This window comes from Micromonospora sp. NPDC048843 (assembly GCF_040649965.1).
Taxonomy (GTDB): domain Bacteria; phylum Actinomycetota; class Actinomycetes; order Mycobacteriales; family Micromonosporaceae; genus Micromonospora; species Micromonospora hortensis.
Genome location: NZ_JBEZGJ010000172.1, coordinates 1 through 15,780, shown reverse-complemented (window position 1 = coordinate 15,780; position 15,780 = coordinate 1). Strand labels below are relative to the sequence as shown.

12 protein-coding genes and 2 pseudogenes are annotated in these 15,780 nt (G+C 68.6%); 10 read left to right on the top strand and 4 right to left on the bottom strand.

The window, feature by feature from the left end; translation table 11 throughout:
- Nucleotides 1-94 (top strand): annotated as a pseudogene (locus AB0C20_RS29525) (NADH-quinone oxidoreductase subunit NuoE); the annotation flags it as partial.
- A 327-nt stretch (nucleotides 95-421) separates the two neighbouring features.
- Here AB0C20_RS29525 and AB0C20_RS29520 read toward each other — a convergent pair.
- Together AB0C20_RS29520 and AB0C20_RS29515 are read right to left on the bottom strand one after the other, a co-directional pair.
- Nucleotides 422-772 (bottom strand): annotated as a pseudogene (locus AB0C20_RS29520) (DNA methyltransferase); the annotation flags it as partial.
- A 4-nt stretch (nucleotides 773-776) separates the two neighbouring features.
- Complete coding sequence (locus AB0C20_RS29515; protein WP_357569172.1) at nucleotides 777-1,349, bottom strand: hypothetical protein; 573 nt, start codon at nucleotides 1,347-1,349, stop codon at nucleotides 777-779.
- A gap of 281 nt (nucleotides 1,350-1,630) precedes the next feature.
- On the opposite strand from AB0C20_RS29515, the gene AB0C20_RS29510 reads away from it, so the two are divergent.
- Nucleotides 1,631-2,407 (top strand): hypothetical protein, encoded by a 777-nt coding sequence (locus AB0C20_RS29510; protein ID WP_357569171.1) that lies wholly within the window; start codon nucleotides 1,631-1,633, stop codon nucleotides 2,405-2,407.
- A gap of 243 nt (nucleotides 2,408-2,650) precedes the next feature.
- Complete coding sequence (locus AB0C20_RS29505) at nucleotides 2,651-3,286, top strand: hypothetical protein (protein ID WP_357569170.1); 636 nt, start codon at nucleotides 2,651-2,653, stop codon at nucleotides 3,284-3,286.
- A gap of 678 nt (nucleotides 3,287-3,964) precedes the next feature.
- Here AB0C20_RS29505 and AB0C20_RS29500 read toward each other — a convergent pair.
- Together AB0C20_RS29500 and AB0C20_RS29495 are read right to left on the bottom strand one after the other, a co-directional pair.
- Nucleotides 3,965-4,504 (bottom strand): hypothetical protein, encoded by a 540-nt coding sequence (locus AB0C20_RS29500; RefSeq protein ID WP_357569169.1) that lies wholly within the window; start codon nucleotides 4,502-4,504, stop codon nucleotides 3,965-3,967.
- Nucleotides 4,505-4,736: 232 nt separating this feature from the next.
- A complete protein-coding gene (locus AB0C20_RS29495; protein ID WP_357569168.1) occupies nucleotides 4,737-6,836 on the bottom strand; it encodes a hypothetical protein in 2,100 nt (699 codons plus the stop codon).
- Nucleotides 6,837-7,324: 488 nt separating this feature from the next.
- On the opposite strand from AB0C20_RS29495, the gene AB0C20_RS29490 reads away from it, so the two are divergent.
- The 7 genes from AB0C20_RS29490 to AB0C20_RS29460 all read left to right on the top strand — a co-directional run bounded on the left by AB0C20_RS29490 (nucleotide 7,325) and on the right by AB0C20_RS29460 (nucleotide 15,716).
- On the top strand, nucleotides 7,325-7,627 hold the full coding sequence (locus tag AB0C20_RS29490) for a pilin (protein ID WP_357569167.1): 303 nt from the start codon (nucleotides 7,325-7,327) through the stop codon (nucleotides 7,625-7,627).
- Nucleotides 7,628-7,638: 11 nt separating this feature from the next.
- Complete coding sequence (locus AB0C20_RS29485) at nucleotides 7,639-8,556, top strand: hypothetical protein (RefSeq protein ID WP_357569166.1); 918 nt, start codon at nucleotides 7,639-7,641, stop codon at nucleotides 8,554-8,556.
- The gene (locus AB0C20_RS29480) at nucleotides 8,553-9,443 is read left to right on the top strand and encodes a PrgI family protein (protein WP_357569165.1); all 891 of its coding nucleotides are present in this window, start codon (nucleotides 8,553-8,555) and stop codon (nucleotides 9,441-9,443) included. The genes AB0C20_RS29485 and AB0C20_RS29480 overlap by 4 nt, the downstream gene beginning before the upstream one ends.
- Nucleotides 9,440-11,191, top strand: a complete 1,752-nt coding sequence (locus AB0C20_RS29475) for a DUF87 domain-containing protein (protein WP_357569164.1) — start codon at nucleotides 9,440-9,442, stop codon at nucleotides 11,189-11,191. Before AB0C20_RS29480 ends, AB0C20_RS29475 begins: the two co-directional genes overlap by 4 nt.
- Nucleotides 11,191-13,656 (top strand): DUF87 domain-containing protein, encoded by a 2,466-nt coding sequence (locus AB0C20_RS29470; RefSeq protein ID WP_357569163.1) that lies wholly within the window; start codon nucleotides 11,191-11,193, stop codon nucleotides 13,654-13,656. Before AB0C20_RS29475 ends, AB0C20_RS29470 begins: the two co-directional genes overlap by 1 nt.
- Before the next feature lie 325 nt (nucleotides 13,657-13,981).
- Nucleotides 13,982-14,713, top strand: coding sequence for a replication-relaxation family protein (locus tag AB0C20_RS29465; protein ID WP_357569162.1), 732 nt, complete (start codon nucleotides 13,982-13,984; stop codon nucleotides 14,711-14,713).
- Nucleotides 14,714-15,026: 313 nt separating this feature from the next.
- The gene (locus AB0C20_RS29460; protein ID WP_357569161.1) at nucleotides 15,027-15,716 is read left to right on the top strand and encodes a hypothetical protein; all 690 of its coding nucleotides are present in this window, start codon (nucleotides 15,027-15,029) and stop codon (nucleotides 15,714-15,716) included.
- Nucleotides 15,717-15,780 lie beyond the last annotated feature (64 nt).

Here is a 15,780-nt window from a genome sequence, read left to right as displayed (position 1 = left end):
GATGACCGTCAACTACGACTTCTTCGACGGCGTGGACTCCTCCACCGCTGTCGGTGTGGTGGACGAGCTGCGGGCCGGCGGTCGGCCGATGCCGATCCACCGGGACCAGCCCGGCCGATTGCGCGGCGGCGAGCAGCTCGCCGGGCAGGTCGATCAGGTCATCGCGTTGGCGGCGTACCGGCCGGGAGGTGATCACCACGGTCCCGCCGGGACGCAGCAGCTGGTAGCTGGCCGACAGGATGGAGGCGAACCCGTCGAGCAGGCGGGACCACCCCGCATAGGCGAGATTGCCACGCCCCCGGTCCCCATAAAGGTGGTCCCGCTTGCGTACCCCGGTCCTCGTCGTCTGGACGAGGCCATGCGTCCCGCGGCCGTACGGCGGCGAGGTAAGCAAGAGGCTCACCCTGCCGACCGCCGACGCGGGCACCAGGCCGAGCAAACCGGTGGCGTCCCCGGTGAACACCGCCGCCGTGCCGGCGGCACCCTGCGACGCGGCGAAGGCAACATTGGCCTCTGCTAGTGCCGTGTAGGAGGGCTCAATGTCGATCCCGATGCCCTGCCGGCCGAGGTGCATAGCTTCCACCAACGTGGTGCCACACCCGCACATCGGGTCAAACACCACATCGCCCGGCAGGGTGTACGCGCTGATCGCATGCGCGGCCAGGTGAGGCAACATCTTGGCCGGATGGCTGGACGTCTCCCGGACGTAGCGGCCCCGCCGCTGGTCACGAGCAGGTATCTGGCAGGTCAACCACACCGAGGTGATCGGCATGCCCTCAGCCACCGGCGCCCCCGCCCTCTATCGCGCTGCGGGTCAAGATCAGCACGTCGGTGTGGATCGCCAACTGCGCCTGCTGGCCACGCCGGGGCGGCCGATCGGCCGCCACGATGTGCTGCAGGTACGCCAGCCCGGCCCGCTTCGCGGCGATGACGACATCGACCGGCAGGGCGACGTCGCCGTGCGCCAGCACCACCGCCACGCAGCCGCCCAGCACGAGATGAGCGCGGCAACGGAGGAAGAAGTCGACCGCAGAGGCGTCGGCAACCGGCCAGCCAGTGACGATCAGCGTCGCCGACTCGCGGCCCCACCCGACCGGACGGGCCGCCTGCAGGTGACTGCGGCGGTGCGAGGCGATGACCGCGCGCGCCAACTGCGGTCCTTCGACCAGATCGACGATGAGGTCGGACGGGTGAGTGAGGTTGTGGACCAACCGCACACCCATCGCATTGGACATGGTCTCCCCCTCCTGCGGGGCGGGGACCGGCCAGACAGTGATCGGCACGGGCGGGTCGCCGGGCACCACGTCCCCCACGGGAACCGGCGCACGGTGATGGTTTCTGTCGGTCATGGGCACGGTGGCCCCCGGACCGGCGGGCGTACTGACGATCCCCAGTGCGCCGCTGACAGGCCGATCGAACCCACCCCTGACCTGACAGCACCGGTCATCCAGGCCGATCTGACAGCCACGTCAACAGGCCGGCGGTGGTGAGCACGGTGGCGAACCTGACACGACCGGTCACGACCTATCCGGGTCTGACAAACGCTCGTCGTGTCAGGTCGCGCTGTCCCAATCGGAGGTCTCGGAGTCTTCGCACCGGGCGAAGAGCACCCGTCAAGGGAGACATCACCATGGCAACGACCACCCGCACGAGGACGGCCAACACGGCTCTGACCACCGCCGAGAAGGCTTTCGAACTGCTGACCTGCGAACCCGCCCCGCTGGTGTTCGACGCCCGGCCGGTGCCGGGCCTGCCAGACACCACGATGCCGCTGGACGAGCTGCGCCAGCTACTCATGATCGGGCGCTACAACAGCGACACCACCGACGAGCTGTGGCGGCAGCTGGCCCACCACGCCCGCGAATGGGGACCGGCCTGGGTCGTCGGCGCCATCGGCGTGGCGCTGCCCGCCTTGACGCACCTCGCGGCGAAGATCAGCCGCGGTTACGCCCGGCACGCCGACGACGTCGACTCCGAAGTCCTAGCCGGATTTTTGCAATCTCTGCGCAGTGCGGATCTCGCCCCGCCCCGACTGTGGCTGCGGCTCTGCTGGGCGGCCTGGCGCGCTGGAGCCGCGGTCGTCAAGACCGACGACGGCGAGGAGCTGCCGCTGGACCTGCCCACCGGGTCGCGGTCGCCAAGGATGCCTTATGGGCATCCGGACCTGCTGCTCGGCCGGGCAGCCGCCGCCGGCCTGATCACGGCCGAAGCCGCAGAGCTGATCAGCGCCACCCGGTTCGGCGACGCGCTGATCGAGCACCTGGCCGCCGAAAAGGGCGTGACCGCCCCGGTCCTGCGGATGCGTCGCCGCCGCGCCGAACGGGTTGTGGCCGCCGCCGTCACGCGGGGCGACCTGTCCGGCCCGATCCCTTCGTCCGGCCGCTGCGAAGCCGCCGTGGCGGCCTGAAAAACACCACCCGCTCGGCAGCAAACCGAGTACAAGGTAGGCACACCGAGCAGATTAGATTCCACTTCAGACGATTAACAAAGCTGCTCCGGCTCTGCTCTCGCTACCAAGCCGACCACTTCAGCCGGTAGACCTGATCCCGCGCCTCCATGGCAAGCGCGCGGATCGCGGCATGTGCGGATGGCGACGTCGGAAAGCCTAGGCTGGGTAGGCGATGGACTTCCTGATCTTTAGGGTGGCTTCATGGTGGTCGACTTGGCGTCTTCTTGGTGCGCTACGGATCTCGGAAGGTATCGTCCATCCCGGCATACCTACGAGCGGTACCCGCTCGAGAGCGTGCCGCCCGTGCTTGACGCTCTCGACGGCTTTCGATGGCTAGGCGGTCGAGGACAGCGCAACGCCAGCAACGTGGACCTGCTGACGCGTCTTGAGATGAGCCTGACTGACGTCGGTCTGGCGCTACCGGACGATTTCGTCGAGTTCCACTCCTGGGACGGCTGGGCAGCCGAGCTGGACACCGTGTCCGTGACTGGGTGTTGGACCAGGCTGAGTCCGGTGCCCACCTTTAGTCCGGTCGAGCCCGGCGCGTTCCTCGTCCGCTTCCTGTCCGACCAACAGGACTGCGTCACCTGGCACCTGTACCTACGCCGCGGGGAGCCAGCATTCGTCGTGCATGCGTTCGGCTTGGACCTCGATTACGACGACGCCGACGATGAGGACTTAGGAGTGATCTACCGATGCGCATCCTCGTTCGAGGAGTTCGCCTACCGGTTCTGGATCGAGAACCGGATCTGGCGGCACCTGCACGATCCAGATGCCGGGCCGCTACCGCCACGCCTCGCCGCATACCTTGCGCACTATCCGCAGCTGCCGTCGTGACAATCCAGTTCAGTAGCGACAGACATTCACCGGCAGGAGCATGCATCGAGTCCCGTCGCACACAGGTACCTCGACGCCCGGTCGGCGGCGGCATAGGCGTGCACGTGATCTTGTCGACCGCGCCAGGCGATATCGGGGTACGCGGAACGTCCAACGCCGGGCACCATGTACTCGTGGCACCTGACCAACTCGCCGGCTGCTTCGTTGTGGAGATTGGCCTCCGTCAGGCATGGCCATTTATCGGCTTCTGTGACAACCGATCGACGCCGCCGCAAGAGAGCCGCCTCTACCTGGACACGGATTGGTGCATCGAGGCCGGTTCTCGTGTTCGGGGCACCGCTGCGGACGAGGCCAACTGGCTCACATCTGCGCTCACCCTCAACGGCGCCACGATCGCAGAAGCCCGTGTAGCGGACGACGGCACACTACTCTTGGCAACGACTGACCAACGGTCACTCGTCGCTTCGGGACAGCCGGAAGCAGCTCCGGTCGGCGAACCGTGGTGGCTCTCCGGACCGTCCTCCAGGTAGCTGTGCTGTCGCACTGCTTTCGGCAGGGCCGCACGTCAAGCGCGATCGTGCCCCGTCACTTACGATGTGGCCGGTACGTGCGGCCTCGTCATCTCGAACTGCGGCCCGTTCGCCTCGCGGGGGCGCCGCCTCCGGTAGTCCTCAAGCCTCAAACTACCGGCACACGACCGTTGCCCTTGGCCGCGTACAAGGCTCGATCGACATCCCGGAGCGGCTCGCCGGTCCGAGTGTGCAAATCCAGACAAGCACGCAGATAGGGAAGCCAGGTCTGCCGATCCTGGGAGTCTAGCGGCACCTCGGCGTAGCCGAGGGCGTTGATCGACTTCACTGCGCGCTCGTCAAGGACGGTCCATCGCAGTGGGTCCATCGTCATGAGCAGCGCGCTGCCGAGGGCGGGCCCGACTCCCTGAAGTACGCGTATCACACGCATCGCAGCACCGTCATCCTGACAGCCGCGGGCTGCAGCGGTGACATCCCGGATGGTTTGATCCGTTTCTCGGGCCAAACCCCTCCCAGCGTTAGCCCAACGGTGAGCCATGGCATTGAACTTCCAGCCGATAACCGTGAGCACAGCGGAGCGATCGAGGACCTTCGCTCCAAGCAGCGGAGCCAGGACTCGGTCGTGCTCAGCGGGGTAGCGCCTCGCCCACGTCTGTACCCAACGAGCCAAGCCACTGTCGTCAATCACGGCCGGAAGCATAGCTACGGGCGCTTTCGGCACGACCAGGTGGTTGACCGCATCGTGAGCACAAACGCGGTACTTAGAGGCTTAGCTCGGGATCGATGTCTGGCCAGACTCGGTCCAGGTGCTCGGCGAGACGCTCCCGCATTGCGCCTGGCCACCGGTGTCAACGGTGTGGCTTTCTTATTGCCTGCGGTCACGCCTGCTAAGCGGCCTAAACCGATCAGGGCCCCCGCACTCACCGGCTTTTCGCCTCCGCTACGGCGGGCTGCCGTACTACCAGCGTGGTCGCGTCGACCTCTGGCAGGGGCGCCCCCGTGGCGAAATAGACCGTGAGACACGGACTGACGGTGAAGCCTCTGGCCGTCCTGCGCACACGCTTGCGATCGCGGCGCTTCGTCGATCCGGCCGACTGTCTCGCGCCGTGCCGGGCGAGCGCTCGGCGGACCTCCCGCCAATCTTTCGGCCGGACCGAAAGCGTGGCTAGCGCCAGGCTGCGCCAATATTCGGGACGGGTACGCAGCACCTCATCGAGCGCGTTCAGCACCTCGGATGGCACCTCGGCACAAGGACGGGCTGGCCGTTCTACATCGTCGTCGACGTGCGTGTAGTAGCCGTTCATGATTTCGGACGAGGTGCCGAGCACCTGGGTCTGGCCCGGTTCAGCGCTGTCCGGCTTGATGCGGTGCTCGCACCAGGCGCCCAAGGCGTCAGTCTCGACGAAGATAAGCGGCGAGCCCGCCTTGTTGATCGCCGCGCGAGTCTGCACGTAGGCGTAGAACTCTGCAGGGTGACGAAGAATGTCCGTGGCCATCATTAGGTCCGCGAGCGCAACTAGCCACGTGCCGGCGGCTGGCTCCTCGGTTCGCTTGCCTCCGGTGGGCAGGTGCGTGGCGAAAGGATCCACCCGATCGAGAGTGACGATCATTGAGGTCGGATCAGGGGCGTTCGGGATTGCCACGGCACGCCCCTTCGCGTCCTGCAGACCTGCCGCACCAGCCTGCAGATGTGTGATCGTCCGGGCGTTCTGCGACAACGCCTTGTCGACGAACTCACCGGTCTTCTTACGGATCCGGTCAGGGGCCGCTCGCCGAGCCGGATCAGTGAGTCGCCCACCCTTGACCTCGACGACGACTGTGACACCGGGCGTCGCGACGAGCACGTCGATGTCCGGCCGCCCTGGCGCTGCGTAGGTGTAGTCCGCGTGCACGTAGTCAGTGCCGAAGACATCACTCAACGCCCGACGCGTCAGTTCCTCGCAGCCGTCCTGACGACGCTTGTCGAATGCTTTTATCAGGCCTGCATCGGCTTGGCACACCTCAGCTGCCCAGTCGAGCGCCTCGTGGACAAAGTCACCGGGCCGCGGCCACAGGTACCGGCCGTCGGGCAGACCGATGATCGGCCGACGACGCAACCTGTTGGTGGCCCCGAGCGTGCTCAGCCCGGGTTGGCTGCCCAGGGGCGTGACTAACGCCGCGAGCGCTGCGGCGAGGCGCTCGCGGGGGATGCCGGTCCTCTCAGCGAGCAGCCCAGGCAGGTCGTCTTCCAACGGCGCGGCGGCGAAGGTGGCGGTGTACGCGTCATACATAAGCCGCAACGGAAGCCGCTCCTCAGGGTCATCCGGGAGCATCTCGCCGGCCACGCCGGCCTCTTCCAGGACCGCGTCTCCTCGCCGCACGAGCGTGCTTTGGTAGGCGTCGGCAGCAGTCAGCACGTCACCAAGTGCGTATCCCAACTGCTTGATTGACCTCTCGGCGAGGGGATCAACGACAGCGTGAAAGATCTGCCGAAGCTGCGCCGGGTAGCCCATCATCCGGTCGAAACGGTGTTCAAACTCGAGCAGGTGCCGGACCCTGGTTAGGGAATCCCTTCCGCCCTCGCGGATCATCCGACCCTGTTGGAGGAAGTTCTCAGCCTTGCCGTACTCCCGGAGTAACCCCTCAAGTTCGTACAACGTCCACGGCCTGAACTCCGTACCTAGCCGGTCGAGGACGTCTTGTTCCGGCAGCGCGGTGACCAGACCGCCGTAGAACTCCACCAACGCATCGATGCCGAAGCCAGCGCCTGCGGAAAGCATCGCCCTACGTATCGCGGCCAGCACCTGGATCTGGGAGTACAGCGCGAGTGGGTCTGCGGACGCGGCGAGCGCGGAGATCTCGGACAGCAGGCCGGGGATCCGCTGCTCGGCGTCGGCCATCTGGGCGAGGAGAGCACGCTGTGTCTCACGCCGCGCGGCGCCGACCGGGTGCTGGAGCCGACGCAGCCCGAAGCTTGAGGTCACGTCGACGGGCAAGGCCAGGGATCCGAGGAAGGGCTCAGGTAATCTTCTGGCCTTCATTGCACGGCGGATAGCCGTCGTCGGACGTTGGTGGGAGGGCAAGTTTTGCTCCGCTCGCTGTGTTCACGGGGAGTAGGGTCACCGCAAAATACAACAGCGGAAGCTGCCTGCGGCCATCGATTTCCTACGGCTGCCGCGTCCCAGGCGTGAGGCCTGTCGACAGGACGACGAGGATGCGCTCGGCGGCTCGAGCTGGTTGCGACTGAGGGGACTACGTGACCGCTGACCGGTCTTGTCAGGTCGTGACGGGCGCCAGGCAAGTTCGATCGGCCTGACAGCCGAGTTCTGGGCGGTGCATGTCATCCACGGCATGTCCGTCCGGTGGGGACCTCCTATCCGGTGAAGCTGATGGTCCGGCACGGCTGGCGCGGCGTACTGACACCGCAACCCTTCGCCCAAGGCAAGGGAGGAGCGCCCCCACCGGCCCAGTCGAAGCTTCGCCCTGGTCCCCACCGCGGCGGCCCGCAGAAGTCCTGTGGAGCGTCGCAATGCACACAATCTTGTCAGTCCTGGCCGACCTCGCCGCCGCCACACCCACGCCCACCCCGGCACCGACGCCCAAGAACATCAGCGATGTCATCTCCTCGATCACCGCGTGGATCATGGGCATCATCGCGCTTGTCGCGACAATGTTCCTGGTCATCGGTGGCCTCCGCTACATGGCCGCCGGCGGTGACCCGGCCCAGGTCGAGCAGGCGAAGGGCAACTTCAAGTCCGCCTTGATCGGCTACGCGCTGGCGGTTCTCTCCCCCGTGATCCTGCAGGTACTGCAGGGCATCATCGGCGGCTGAGGGCAGCGGTCATGATCGACTGGATGATGAATGGCCTGGTGGAATGGCTCGCCGATCGGCTGCAAGACCTCCTCGGCGGACTCCTGGCCTATCTGACGTCGTCGATGTTCCTGTCGCCGGACGTCACTGTCTTGCCGCAGGTGCAGACCATCGCCGCGAAGAGCGCGCTGGTCGTCAACGCCTGCTACATCCTCGCGCTGCTGACCGCCGGCGTCGTGACGATGACCAGCAGTTCGGTCGAGGTCCGATACGGCGTCAAGGAACTCGTGCCACGCCTCGTTGTCGGGTTCATCCTGTCGAACTTCGCGGTCCCGCTCTGCGCCGTACTCATCGATGTGGCCAACGCGTTGACGGTGGCCATGGTCGGCACTGCGGCGCCGACCACGCAAGCGGTCACGATGGCCCGCACTCACGTGGCCGCCGCCCTCATCGATCCTGCCAACGCCATCATCGCCCTGGTCATCGGGCTGCTGATCGTCGGGCTGATGTTCACCCTCGTCACCGGTTGGGTTGTACGCGTTGCGGTGCTGGTCATCCTGGCCGGGCTCGCCCCGGTCGCGCTGGCCTGCTATTGCCTGCCCTGGACGCAACCCACCGCCGACCTATGGTGGCGCAGCCTCCTGGGCTGCCTCGGCACCGCCGTGTTGCAGGCCATCGCGTTCTCCACCGGCATCCAACTGCTCACCGACCCGGACGCAAGCATTGCGGTCCTGATCGGCCTGCCGGGCTCGGACGTGTTGAACCTGCTGCTGGTAGCGGTGGTTCTGTGGATGACGGTCAAGATCCCCGGGATGATGGGCCGCTACGCCACGGGCAAGGGGTCGCCGAACATCGGCGGGATTCTGCTGCGGGCAGTGGTCATCCAGGGCATCACCCGCCGTCTACCGCTCAATGGGCGCGGACATACCGCCTTGCGAGGTGGGCGATGACGATCGAGGACAACGTCCCGCGCGCCGTCGTCCCGGCCAACGTCAACGAGCCTGACCGCATCGCGTTCGGGCTGACGTTCCGGCAACTGGGCATCGTCGGCGGTGCCGGCCTCGTCGGGCTCGGTGTTTATCGCACGTTCGGGCATCTACTGCCGCAGGTGGCCTGGATCGTCGCCGGGGCAATCGTGTTCGCCGTGGCGGTCGTGGTAGCGCTCGGCCGCCGTGACGGCCTGCCGCTGGACGTGTGGCTGCGGCACGGGTTCATGCTCAGTCGCAGGCCGCGCACCCTTACGCCGGGTAAGGCTCGGGCCAGTTCGGTCGCGGTCGTGGCCGGAAACCCGAGCCTTCCGGCGCCGCTGCGTTCTCCGGTCACGGCGCTCACCCCGACCGGAGTCCTGACCAGTGAGGGCAGCGGCAAAGTCCTGATCGCCTGCGGCACCACGAACATCCACCTGCGCACCGGCGGTGAACAGGGGGCCCTATTGGAGGGGTTTGGCCGGTTCCTCAACAGCCTGACCGGGCCCGCGCAGATCGTCGTGGCTGCGCAGCGGCACGACCTGACCGTCTACGCGCAGGCAACTGTCGACCACGCACCGCGCCTGGCGCACCCGGCGTTGCAGGCCGCCGCCGACGACTACGCCGAGTTCCTGCTCGACCTAGACAGCCAGCGCGATCCGCTGCGCCGCCAGGTTCTCGCCGTCATCACCGGAGAGCTCGGGGCCGACGCCGCGGTGCGCGCGCTGTCCGGGCTCGGTGTCGAAGCCGCAGCTCTGGACGGACCGGCTGTCGCCTCCGCGCTGGCCGGCGCGGTCGACCCGTTCTCCCCGCCGGTGCCTGGCCCACGTGCGACACCCGCCACCCCGATCACCCTCCGGAGCACATCATGAACCTGTTGAAGAAGGCTAAGAGCAGTGTTGCGGGCGGGGAGGGGCTGCCCTCCCCCGCCGCGCTGTCGGTCACGCCATCGCACGTGCAGGTCGGCGACGGTTATGCCGCCACCTACGCAGTGTGCGGGTATCCCGCCGAGGTCGGCCCAGCCTGGTTGGACCCGCTGCTGTCCTACCCGGCACGGGTCGACGTCTCGGTGCACCTGGACCCGGTGACGCCGCAACTGGCCGCGCCGATGCTCAAGCGCCAACGCGCCCGCCTCGAATCCTCGCGCCGCCTCGACGCCGACCAGGGACGCTTGGGTGATCCCAGGGTCGAGGCCGCAGCAGCCGACGCCGCCGACCTCGCTGAACGCGTCGCCCGCGGCGCAGCGAAGCTCTTCGACACCGGCATCTACGTCACGATCCACGCCCGGACCCTCGACGAGCTGCACACCGTCACCGCGGGCGTGAAGTCCGCCGCCGCCAGCGTCCTGCTGGACCTGCAACCGGCTACCTTCCGCCACCACCAGGGCTGGATCTCCACTCTGCCGGTCGGCGTGGACCCGCTACGGATGCGCCGCATCCTCGACACCACCGCCCTCGCGGCGGCGTTTCCCCTCGCCTCGGCGGACCTCGCCGCCCCGGCCCCCGGCACCGTCGCTGCCCTCGGAGGGCTGCTGTACGGGGTCAACACAACCAGCAACGGGGTCCTGATCTGGAACAGGTGGGCGCAGGACAACCACAACTCGGTCGTCCTGGCCCGCTCCGGCGCGGGTAAGTCGTACTTCGTCAAACTGGAGGTCTTACGAAACCTCTATCAGGGCACGGTCGTGTCCGTCATCGACCCCGAAGACGAGTACGCGCCCCTGGCCGAGCACGTCGGCGGCACGGTCGTGCAGCTCGGCCAACCGGGCGTCAGGGTCAACCCCCTCGATCTGCCCGCCGACCAGCGGCCCGACACCCTCACCCGACGCGGCCTGTACCTACACACCCTGATCTCGGTCATGCTCGGGGCGGCACCGCCGCTCGGCGAGCGCGCCGCGCTGGACCGGGCGATCACCGCCACCTACGCCCGCGCCGGGATCAACGGCGACCCGGGCACCTGGACCAAACCCGCGCCGCTGCTGCGCGACCTCGCCGACATGCTCGCCGCCGACGACGACCCGGCCGCCGGGCAACTCGCCGCCCGACTCGCACCGTGGACCGTCGGGAACTTCGCCACCCTGTTCGACGGGCCGACCACGACCGTCCCGCGAGGGCACCTCGTGGTGTGGTCGCTGCGGCACCTGCCCGACGAGCTGCGCACGGTGGGCACACTGCTGGCGCTCGACTCGATCTGGTCGGGCATCGACACCCCCGCCACCGCCGCCCGCCGGCGACGCCAGCTCGTCGTGGTCGACGAAGCCTGGCTCCTGATGCGCGACGGCGAAGGCAGCCGGTTCCTGTTCCGGATGGCCAAGGCAGCCCGCAAGCGGTCCGCCGGCCTCTGCGTGATCACCCAAGACGCGGCCGACGTGCTGTCAACCGACCTCGGCCTCGCCGTGGTGTCCAACGCCGCCACCCAGGTCCTGATGCGCCAGAGCACGCAGTCCATCGACGCCGTGTCCGAGGCGTTCGGCCTGACCGCCGGGGAATCACGGCTGCTGCTGTCCGCGCCACGCGGCGAAGGGCTCCTCGTCGCCGGTCGTAGCCGGATCCCGTTCCGTGCGGTGGGGTCGGCGGCCGAGCACAGGCTTGCCGTAACCGGGATCGGGGAGGCCGACTGATGACCACCCCGACCTGGCCCGCCGACCTCGGGCACTGGATCATCGCCCGGCCATGGCTCGGCGTCCTCGCCGCCGCCGCGATCGTCGCAGCGGTGTTGGGCCACGGCCAGCTACTGGCCTGGCGGCACCAGCGGTTCGCGGCTGGCGCGCGGTGGCTGACCATCGCCGCACCGCCGGAGGTTACCGCCGAGGCCGCCGCCGCATTCTGGATGACGCTGGTCGGCGTGCTGACGCCGTCGGTGTGGCGACGCAGGGTGTACGGGTACCCACACGTCGGGTGGGAGTACACCTGGACCGGCCGTGCCCTGACCATCCGGGTCTGGGTGCCAGGTACCGTGCCGCCCGGCGCGGTCGAAGCCGCCGTCCGGGCGGCCTGGCCCGCCGCGACCCTCACGACCGCAGATGCCGCCGCGCCGATCCCCGCCCAGGTGGGCGAGCAGGTGGGCGGGGCGCACTGGCCGCAGCACACCGACGGGCTGCCGCTGCGCAGCGAACACGACACCGACCCGCTTCGGGCGTTGCTTGCCGCCGGGGCCGAGGTCCGCCACCGCGAACACGCGTGCGTGCAGATCCTCGCCCGCCCGGCACCCGCCCGCCGCGTGCGGGCGGCCCGCCGGGCGGCGGCCACCACCAGCAACCATCCCCACGGGCGGCCCGACATGGCCGCCCAAGCTGTTTCGGGTGCGGCGCGGTTAGCCATCGAGCCCCTGCTGTGGCTCCTGGAGGTCTTCATGCCCGGCCCATCCCGGCCGCACAGCCCGGCACGAACCCCAACGGGGCGGGCAGCCGAACGGGACCCGGTAGCCACCGCCGACGCCCGCACCATCGTGGACAAAGCCGTGCGGGTGCCGCACTTCGAGATCGCGGTCCGGTTCGCCGTGGCTGCGGACCCGGACAAGACACCGCCGGACAGGCAACGGGCCAACCAGGTCCGCGAACGTCTCGCTGGGCTCGGGCACACCATCGCCTCGGCCGCCGCGGCGTACACCGGCCCGAACCGGCTGCGCCGGATGAAGATGCCCCACCCGGTGGCCACGATCGCCGGACGGCAACTGCGGCGCGGCTTCCTGGCCACCGTGCCGGAACTTTCGGCCCTGGCCGGGCTGCCGCAAGACCTCGCCGTTCCGGGCCTGGACCGGGCGCGGGCCAAGGCCGTGCCGGCGCCCGTGCAGGTCCCCTCCGGCGGGCGGAGCGTGAAGGTGCTGGGCCGCTCACAGATCGGCCACCACAGCATCGGCCTCACTGTCACTGATGCCCGCCAGCACGTGCACGTCGTCGGCAAGACCGGCGTCGGCAAGTCCACGCTGCTGCTGAACATGATCCTCGGCGACATCAAGTCCGGGCGCGGGACCGTGGTCATCGACCCACGCGGGGACCTGATCACCGACATCCTCGACCGATTGCCCGCCTCCTACGCCAAGAAGATCGTGATCATCGACCCAGACCAGGAAAACCCCGGCTGCTTCAACCCCCTCGATGACGGCGGCGATCCGCACCTGGCCGTGGACAACCTCGTCGGCATCTTCGCCAAGATCTTTCAAGGGCAGTGGGGGCCACGGATGGACGACACCATGCGCGTCGCCTGCCTCACCCTGATGCGCCACGCGAAACCAACCCTGAGCCTGGTCCCATCGTTGCTGCAGGACCGGGACTTCCGGGCCCGGTTCACCCACGGGCTGGACGACCCGGACGGCCTCGGCGGGTTCTGGCTCTGGTACGACGGCATCAACGAGCAGTTCCGGGGCCAGGTCATCGCACCCGTCCTCGCCAGACTCCGGGCGTTCCTGCTGCGGGACTTCGTGAAATCCGTGATCGGAAACGCCCACTCGTCGTTCGACATGGGCCGGGTCCTCGACGGCGGGGTGCTGCTCTGCCGGCTACCCAAGGGCATCCTCGGCGAGGAGACCAGCCGCATCCTCGGCTCGATGATCGTCGCCCGGGTCTGGCAGGCCGCCATCGCCCGCGCCAGCATCCCCGAAGACCAGCGCAAAGACGCCAACCTCTACGTGGATGAATGCCACAACTTCCTCACGCTGCCCGGCAACGTCGGAGACATGCTGGCCGAGGCGCGCGGATTTCGGCTCGGGCTCGTCCTGGCGCACCAGGACCTGGCGCAACTGCCCAACGACATCGCCGCGGCGGTGTCGGCCAACGCGCGCACGAAGCTGTTCTTCAACGTCGACCCCGCCGACGCGCGGGACCTGTCCCGACACACCAAACCCGAGCTGGACGAACACGACCTCGCCCACCTCGATGTCTACACCGCTGCAGCCCGGCTGCTGGTCGGCAACCGGGAGCTACCCGCGTTCACCTTCGTGACCAACCCGCCGGCGCCGCCGGTGGGTGAAGCGACCGCGATCCGGCAGGAGTGCGCCGCCGCCCACAGCCGCACCAGTGGTGAGCCGCCGATGCAGCAGCTCGCCCGTACCGCGATGAAGCGGCGCATGACCGACCGCGACCGCTGAGCACTCCGGCTCGCATCGGGGCTCGGCTGGGTGCAGCACCGGGGACTCGTCTGGGGGTGTCCGCGACACGAGACCCCACACGAGTCCCACGCCCCTGGTCTGTCAGGCGCCTGACCTGCCCCAACCCGCCCGACGCCAGCACCGGAATCGAGATCAACTCATCCAGACTCCCTACGGGACTCTCTCTCCAGGGGTGTATCCACCTATGCCGCAATCGCGATCAGTCAGCCTCCTGTCCATCTATCCCCACATCACCAGCCGTGACCGTCGGCTTCTCCAGCTGCTCGACGATCACCAGGTCCTCACCACCGATCAGATCCACCGCATGCTGTTTCTCGCCCGACGGACCTGTCAGATCCGGCTCGGTGAGCTGGCCGCATTGGGCCTGCTGGACCGGTTCCGGTTCGCCCGCGCCGGGGGTGGTAGCCATCCGTGGCACTGGACGCTCGGCCACCAGGGGCACCGGTTCCAGGCCGCAGCTCACCGCCGGCCCGAACCCACCGTGCGCACCAGCCGTCAGAGCGTCGACCGGCTCTCGGCCAACCCGAACCTGACCCACCTGCTCCTGGCCAACGAGTTCTTCGTCCGGCTCACCGTGCGCGCCCGCCAGCACCCGCAGGTGCGGCTGGACCGGTGGTGGTCCGAGACGATGACCACGAAGCAGTTCCGCACCATCACCGCCGACGGGCACGGCCTGTGGAGCGTCGCCGACGCCACGGTGGGGTTCTTCCTGGAGGCCGACACCGGCACCGAACCCCTCGGCCGGGTGGTGGCCAAACTCGACCGGTACGCGCAGCTGATCCGCCGCGGCGGCCCCCGCTACCCGGTGCTGTTCTGGCTGAGCAGCGAGCAACGCGAAGAGCACCTTCACCAACTCCTGCGCTGCCCGCGCGGCGACGTACCGGTCGCGACCGCCACCCACGACGCCGACCCGACCGAGGCGGTATGGCTGCCCGCCGGCGCCACCGGCCGGGTCCGGCTCGCCGAACTGCCCAGCGACCACGGGCAGCCCGTGGCGGACAACCCCAACTACGACGACGGTGTCTTCGTGCCCTGACAGACCCTGGCACGCACACGGCGGATCCTGTCAGCGCAGCTCACAGGCATGGTCGAGTTTCCTGACAACGCTGGCGCTGTCAGGTCACGCAGCTACGGTGCAGCTTCTTCTTGCTTTGCTCGCACCGCCGCCCCTCCGGTCCTCCTCGGATCTGCCCGCGCCAGCGGGATCACCCACAGCCCACCCTCGGTCGGCTCGTGATTCACGCCCCGCGCCTTGCCCGGCAGCTTTCCCAGGCCAGAGCCCGCGTTTCGGTGGCACCACCGCGCATCCCCACCCCACGCCCACTGCTTCGCGAAGGGAGCACCCCGTCATGCCCACGCCCACCCCGCTCACCGCTTCGGTGATCACCGTCTGCTTCGCCCCGGGCGAGGACGCCGACTGGTTCGCCGCCTCAGAGAAGGTCAACGATCTTCTGCATGCCAACGGCACCCCCGCCCGCCGCTACCACGTCCGCCACCGCCGCCTCATCGGCTGGCTGACCCGCTTCCTCGGCTACTACCTCCTCGACGCCGCCCGCCGCTTCGGCGCGGTCACCGTGGCCGCCGGAGGCCGCAAGGGTCGCCTCGACCTGACCGGCACTGCCGCCAAAGCCTCCCAGTACGCCGCGCTGCGCTGGCGTGCCTGGAACACCCACATCGCCGCGACAACCCGTCCGGCCCGCCCCTTCGAGGACTACCTCGCCCAGCACCACGCCGACCCGACCAAGGTCAGCGTGGCCGAGGCCCGCCGCCGCTTCGAGCAACAGCCACGCGTCCTGGCGATGCTCGCCCTCTCCTTCGACCCGTACGAGCTGTCCGTCTACCAAGCCGGTGAAGCCACCTACGTCGGGCTGCACTGGCGCATCGCGCTGATCGGCGACGCGCTGATCACCACCGAAGGCCGCCTGCTCACCCCGGCCAGTGACTCCGTCGCCGACCGGTTCCGCTTCCTCAACGAAGCCTGCGCCTACCTGCGCGGCCTGCGCTCCAGCGCACGACTGTGCGCCGTCGCCATCGCCTAACCGCCTGAATTGCCGAAGGCCGTCGAGGACGTCACGATCGTGCGCACCAGCGGCCGCGCCGACG

Coding starts and splice junctions, on each gene's coding strand:
- AB0C20_RS29515 (WP_357569172.1), bottom strand. CDS start 1,349: ATGACCGACAGAAACCATCACCGTGCGCCGGTTCCCGTGGGGGACGTG.
- AB0C20_RS29470 (WP_357569163.1), top strand. CDS start 11,191: ATGACCACCCCGACCTGGCCCGCCGACCTCGGGCACTGGATCATCGCC.
- AB0C20_RS29485 (WP_357569166.1), top strand. CDS start 7,639: ATGATCGACTGGATGATGAATGGCCTGGTGGAATGGCTCGCCGATCGG.
- AB0C20_RS29505 (WP_357569170.1), top strand. CDS start 2,651: ATGGTGGTCGACTTGGCGTCTTCTTGGTGCGCTACGGATCTCGGAAGG.
- AB0C20_RS29510 (WP_357569171.1), top strand. CDS start 1,631: ATGGCAACGACCACCCGCACGAGGACGGCCAACACGGCTCTGACCACC.
- AB0C20_RS29465 (WP_357569162.1), top strand. CDS start 13,982: ATGCTGTTTCTCGCCCGACGGACCTGTCAGATCCGGCTCGGTGAGCTG.
- AB0C20_RS29490 (WP_357569167.1), top strand. CDS start 7,325: ATGCACACAATCTTGTCAGTCCTGGCCGACCTCGCCGCCGCCACACCC.
- AB0C20_RS29495 (WP_357569168.1), bottom strand. CDS start 6,836: ATGAAGGCCAGAAGATTACCTGAGCCCTTCCTCGGATCCCTGGCCTTG.
- AB0C20_RS29475 (WP_357569164.1), top strand. CDS start 9,440: ATGAACCTGTTGAAGAAGGCTAAGAGCAGTGTTGCGGGCGGGGAGGGG.
- AB0C20_RS29480 (WP_357569165.1), top strand. CDS start 8,553: ATGACGATCGAGGACAACGTCCCGCGCGCCGTCGTCCCGGCCAACGTC.
- AB0C20_RS29460 (WP_357569161.1), top strand. CDS start 15,027: ATGCCCACGCCCACCCCGCTCACCGCTTCGGTGATCACCGTCTGCTTC.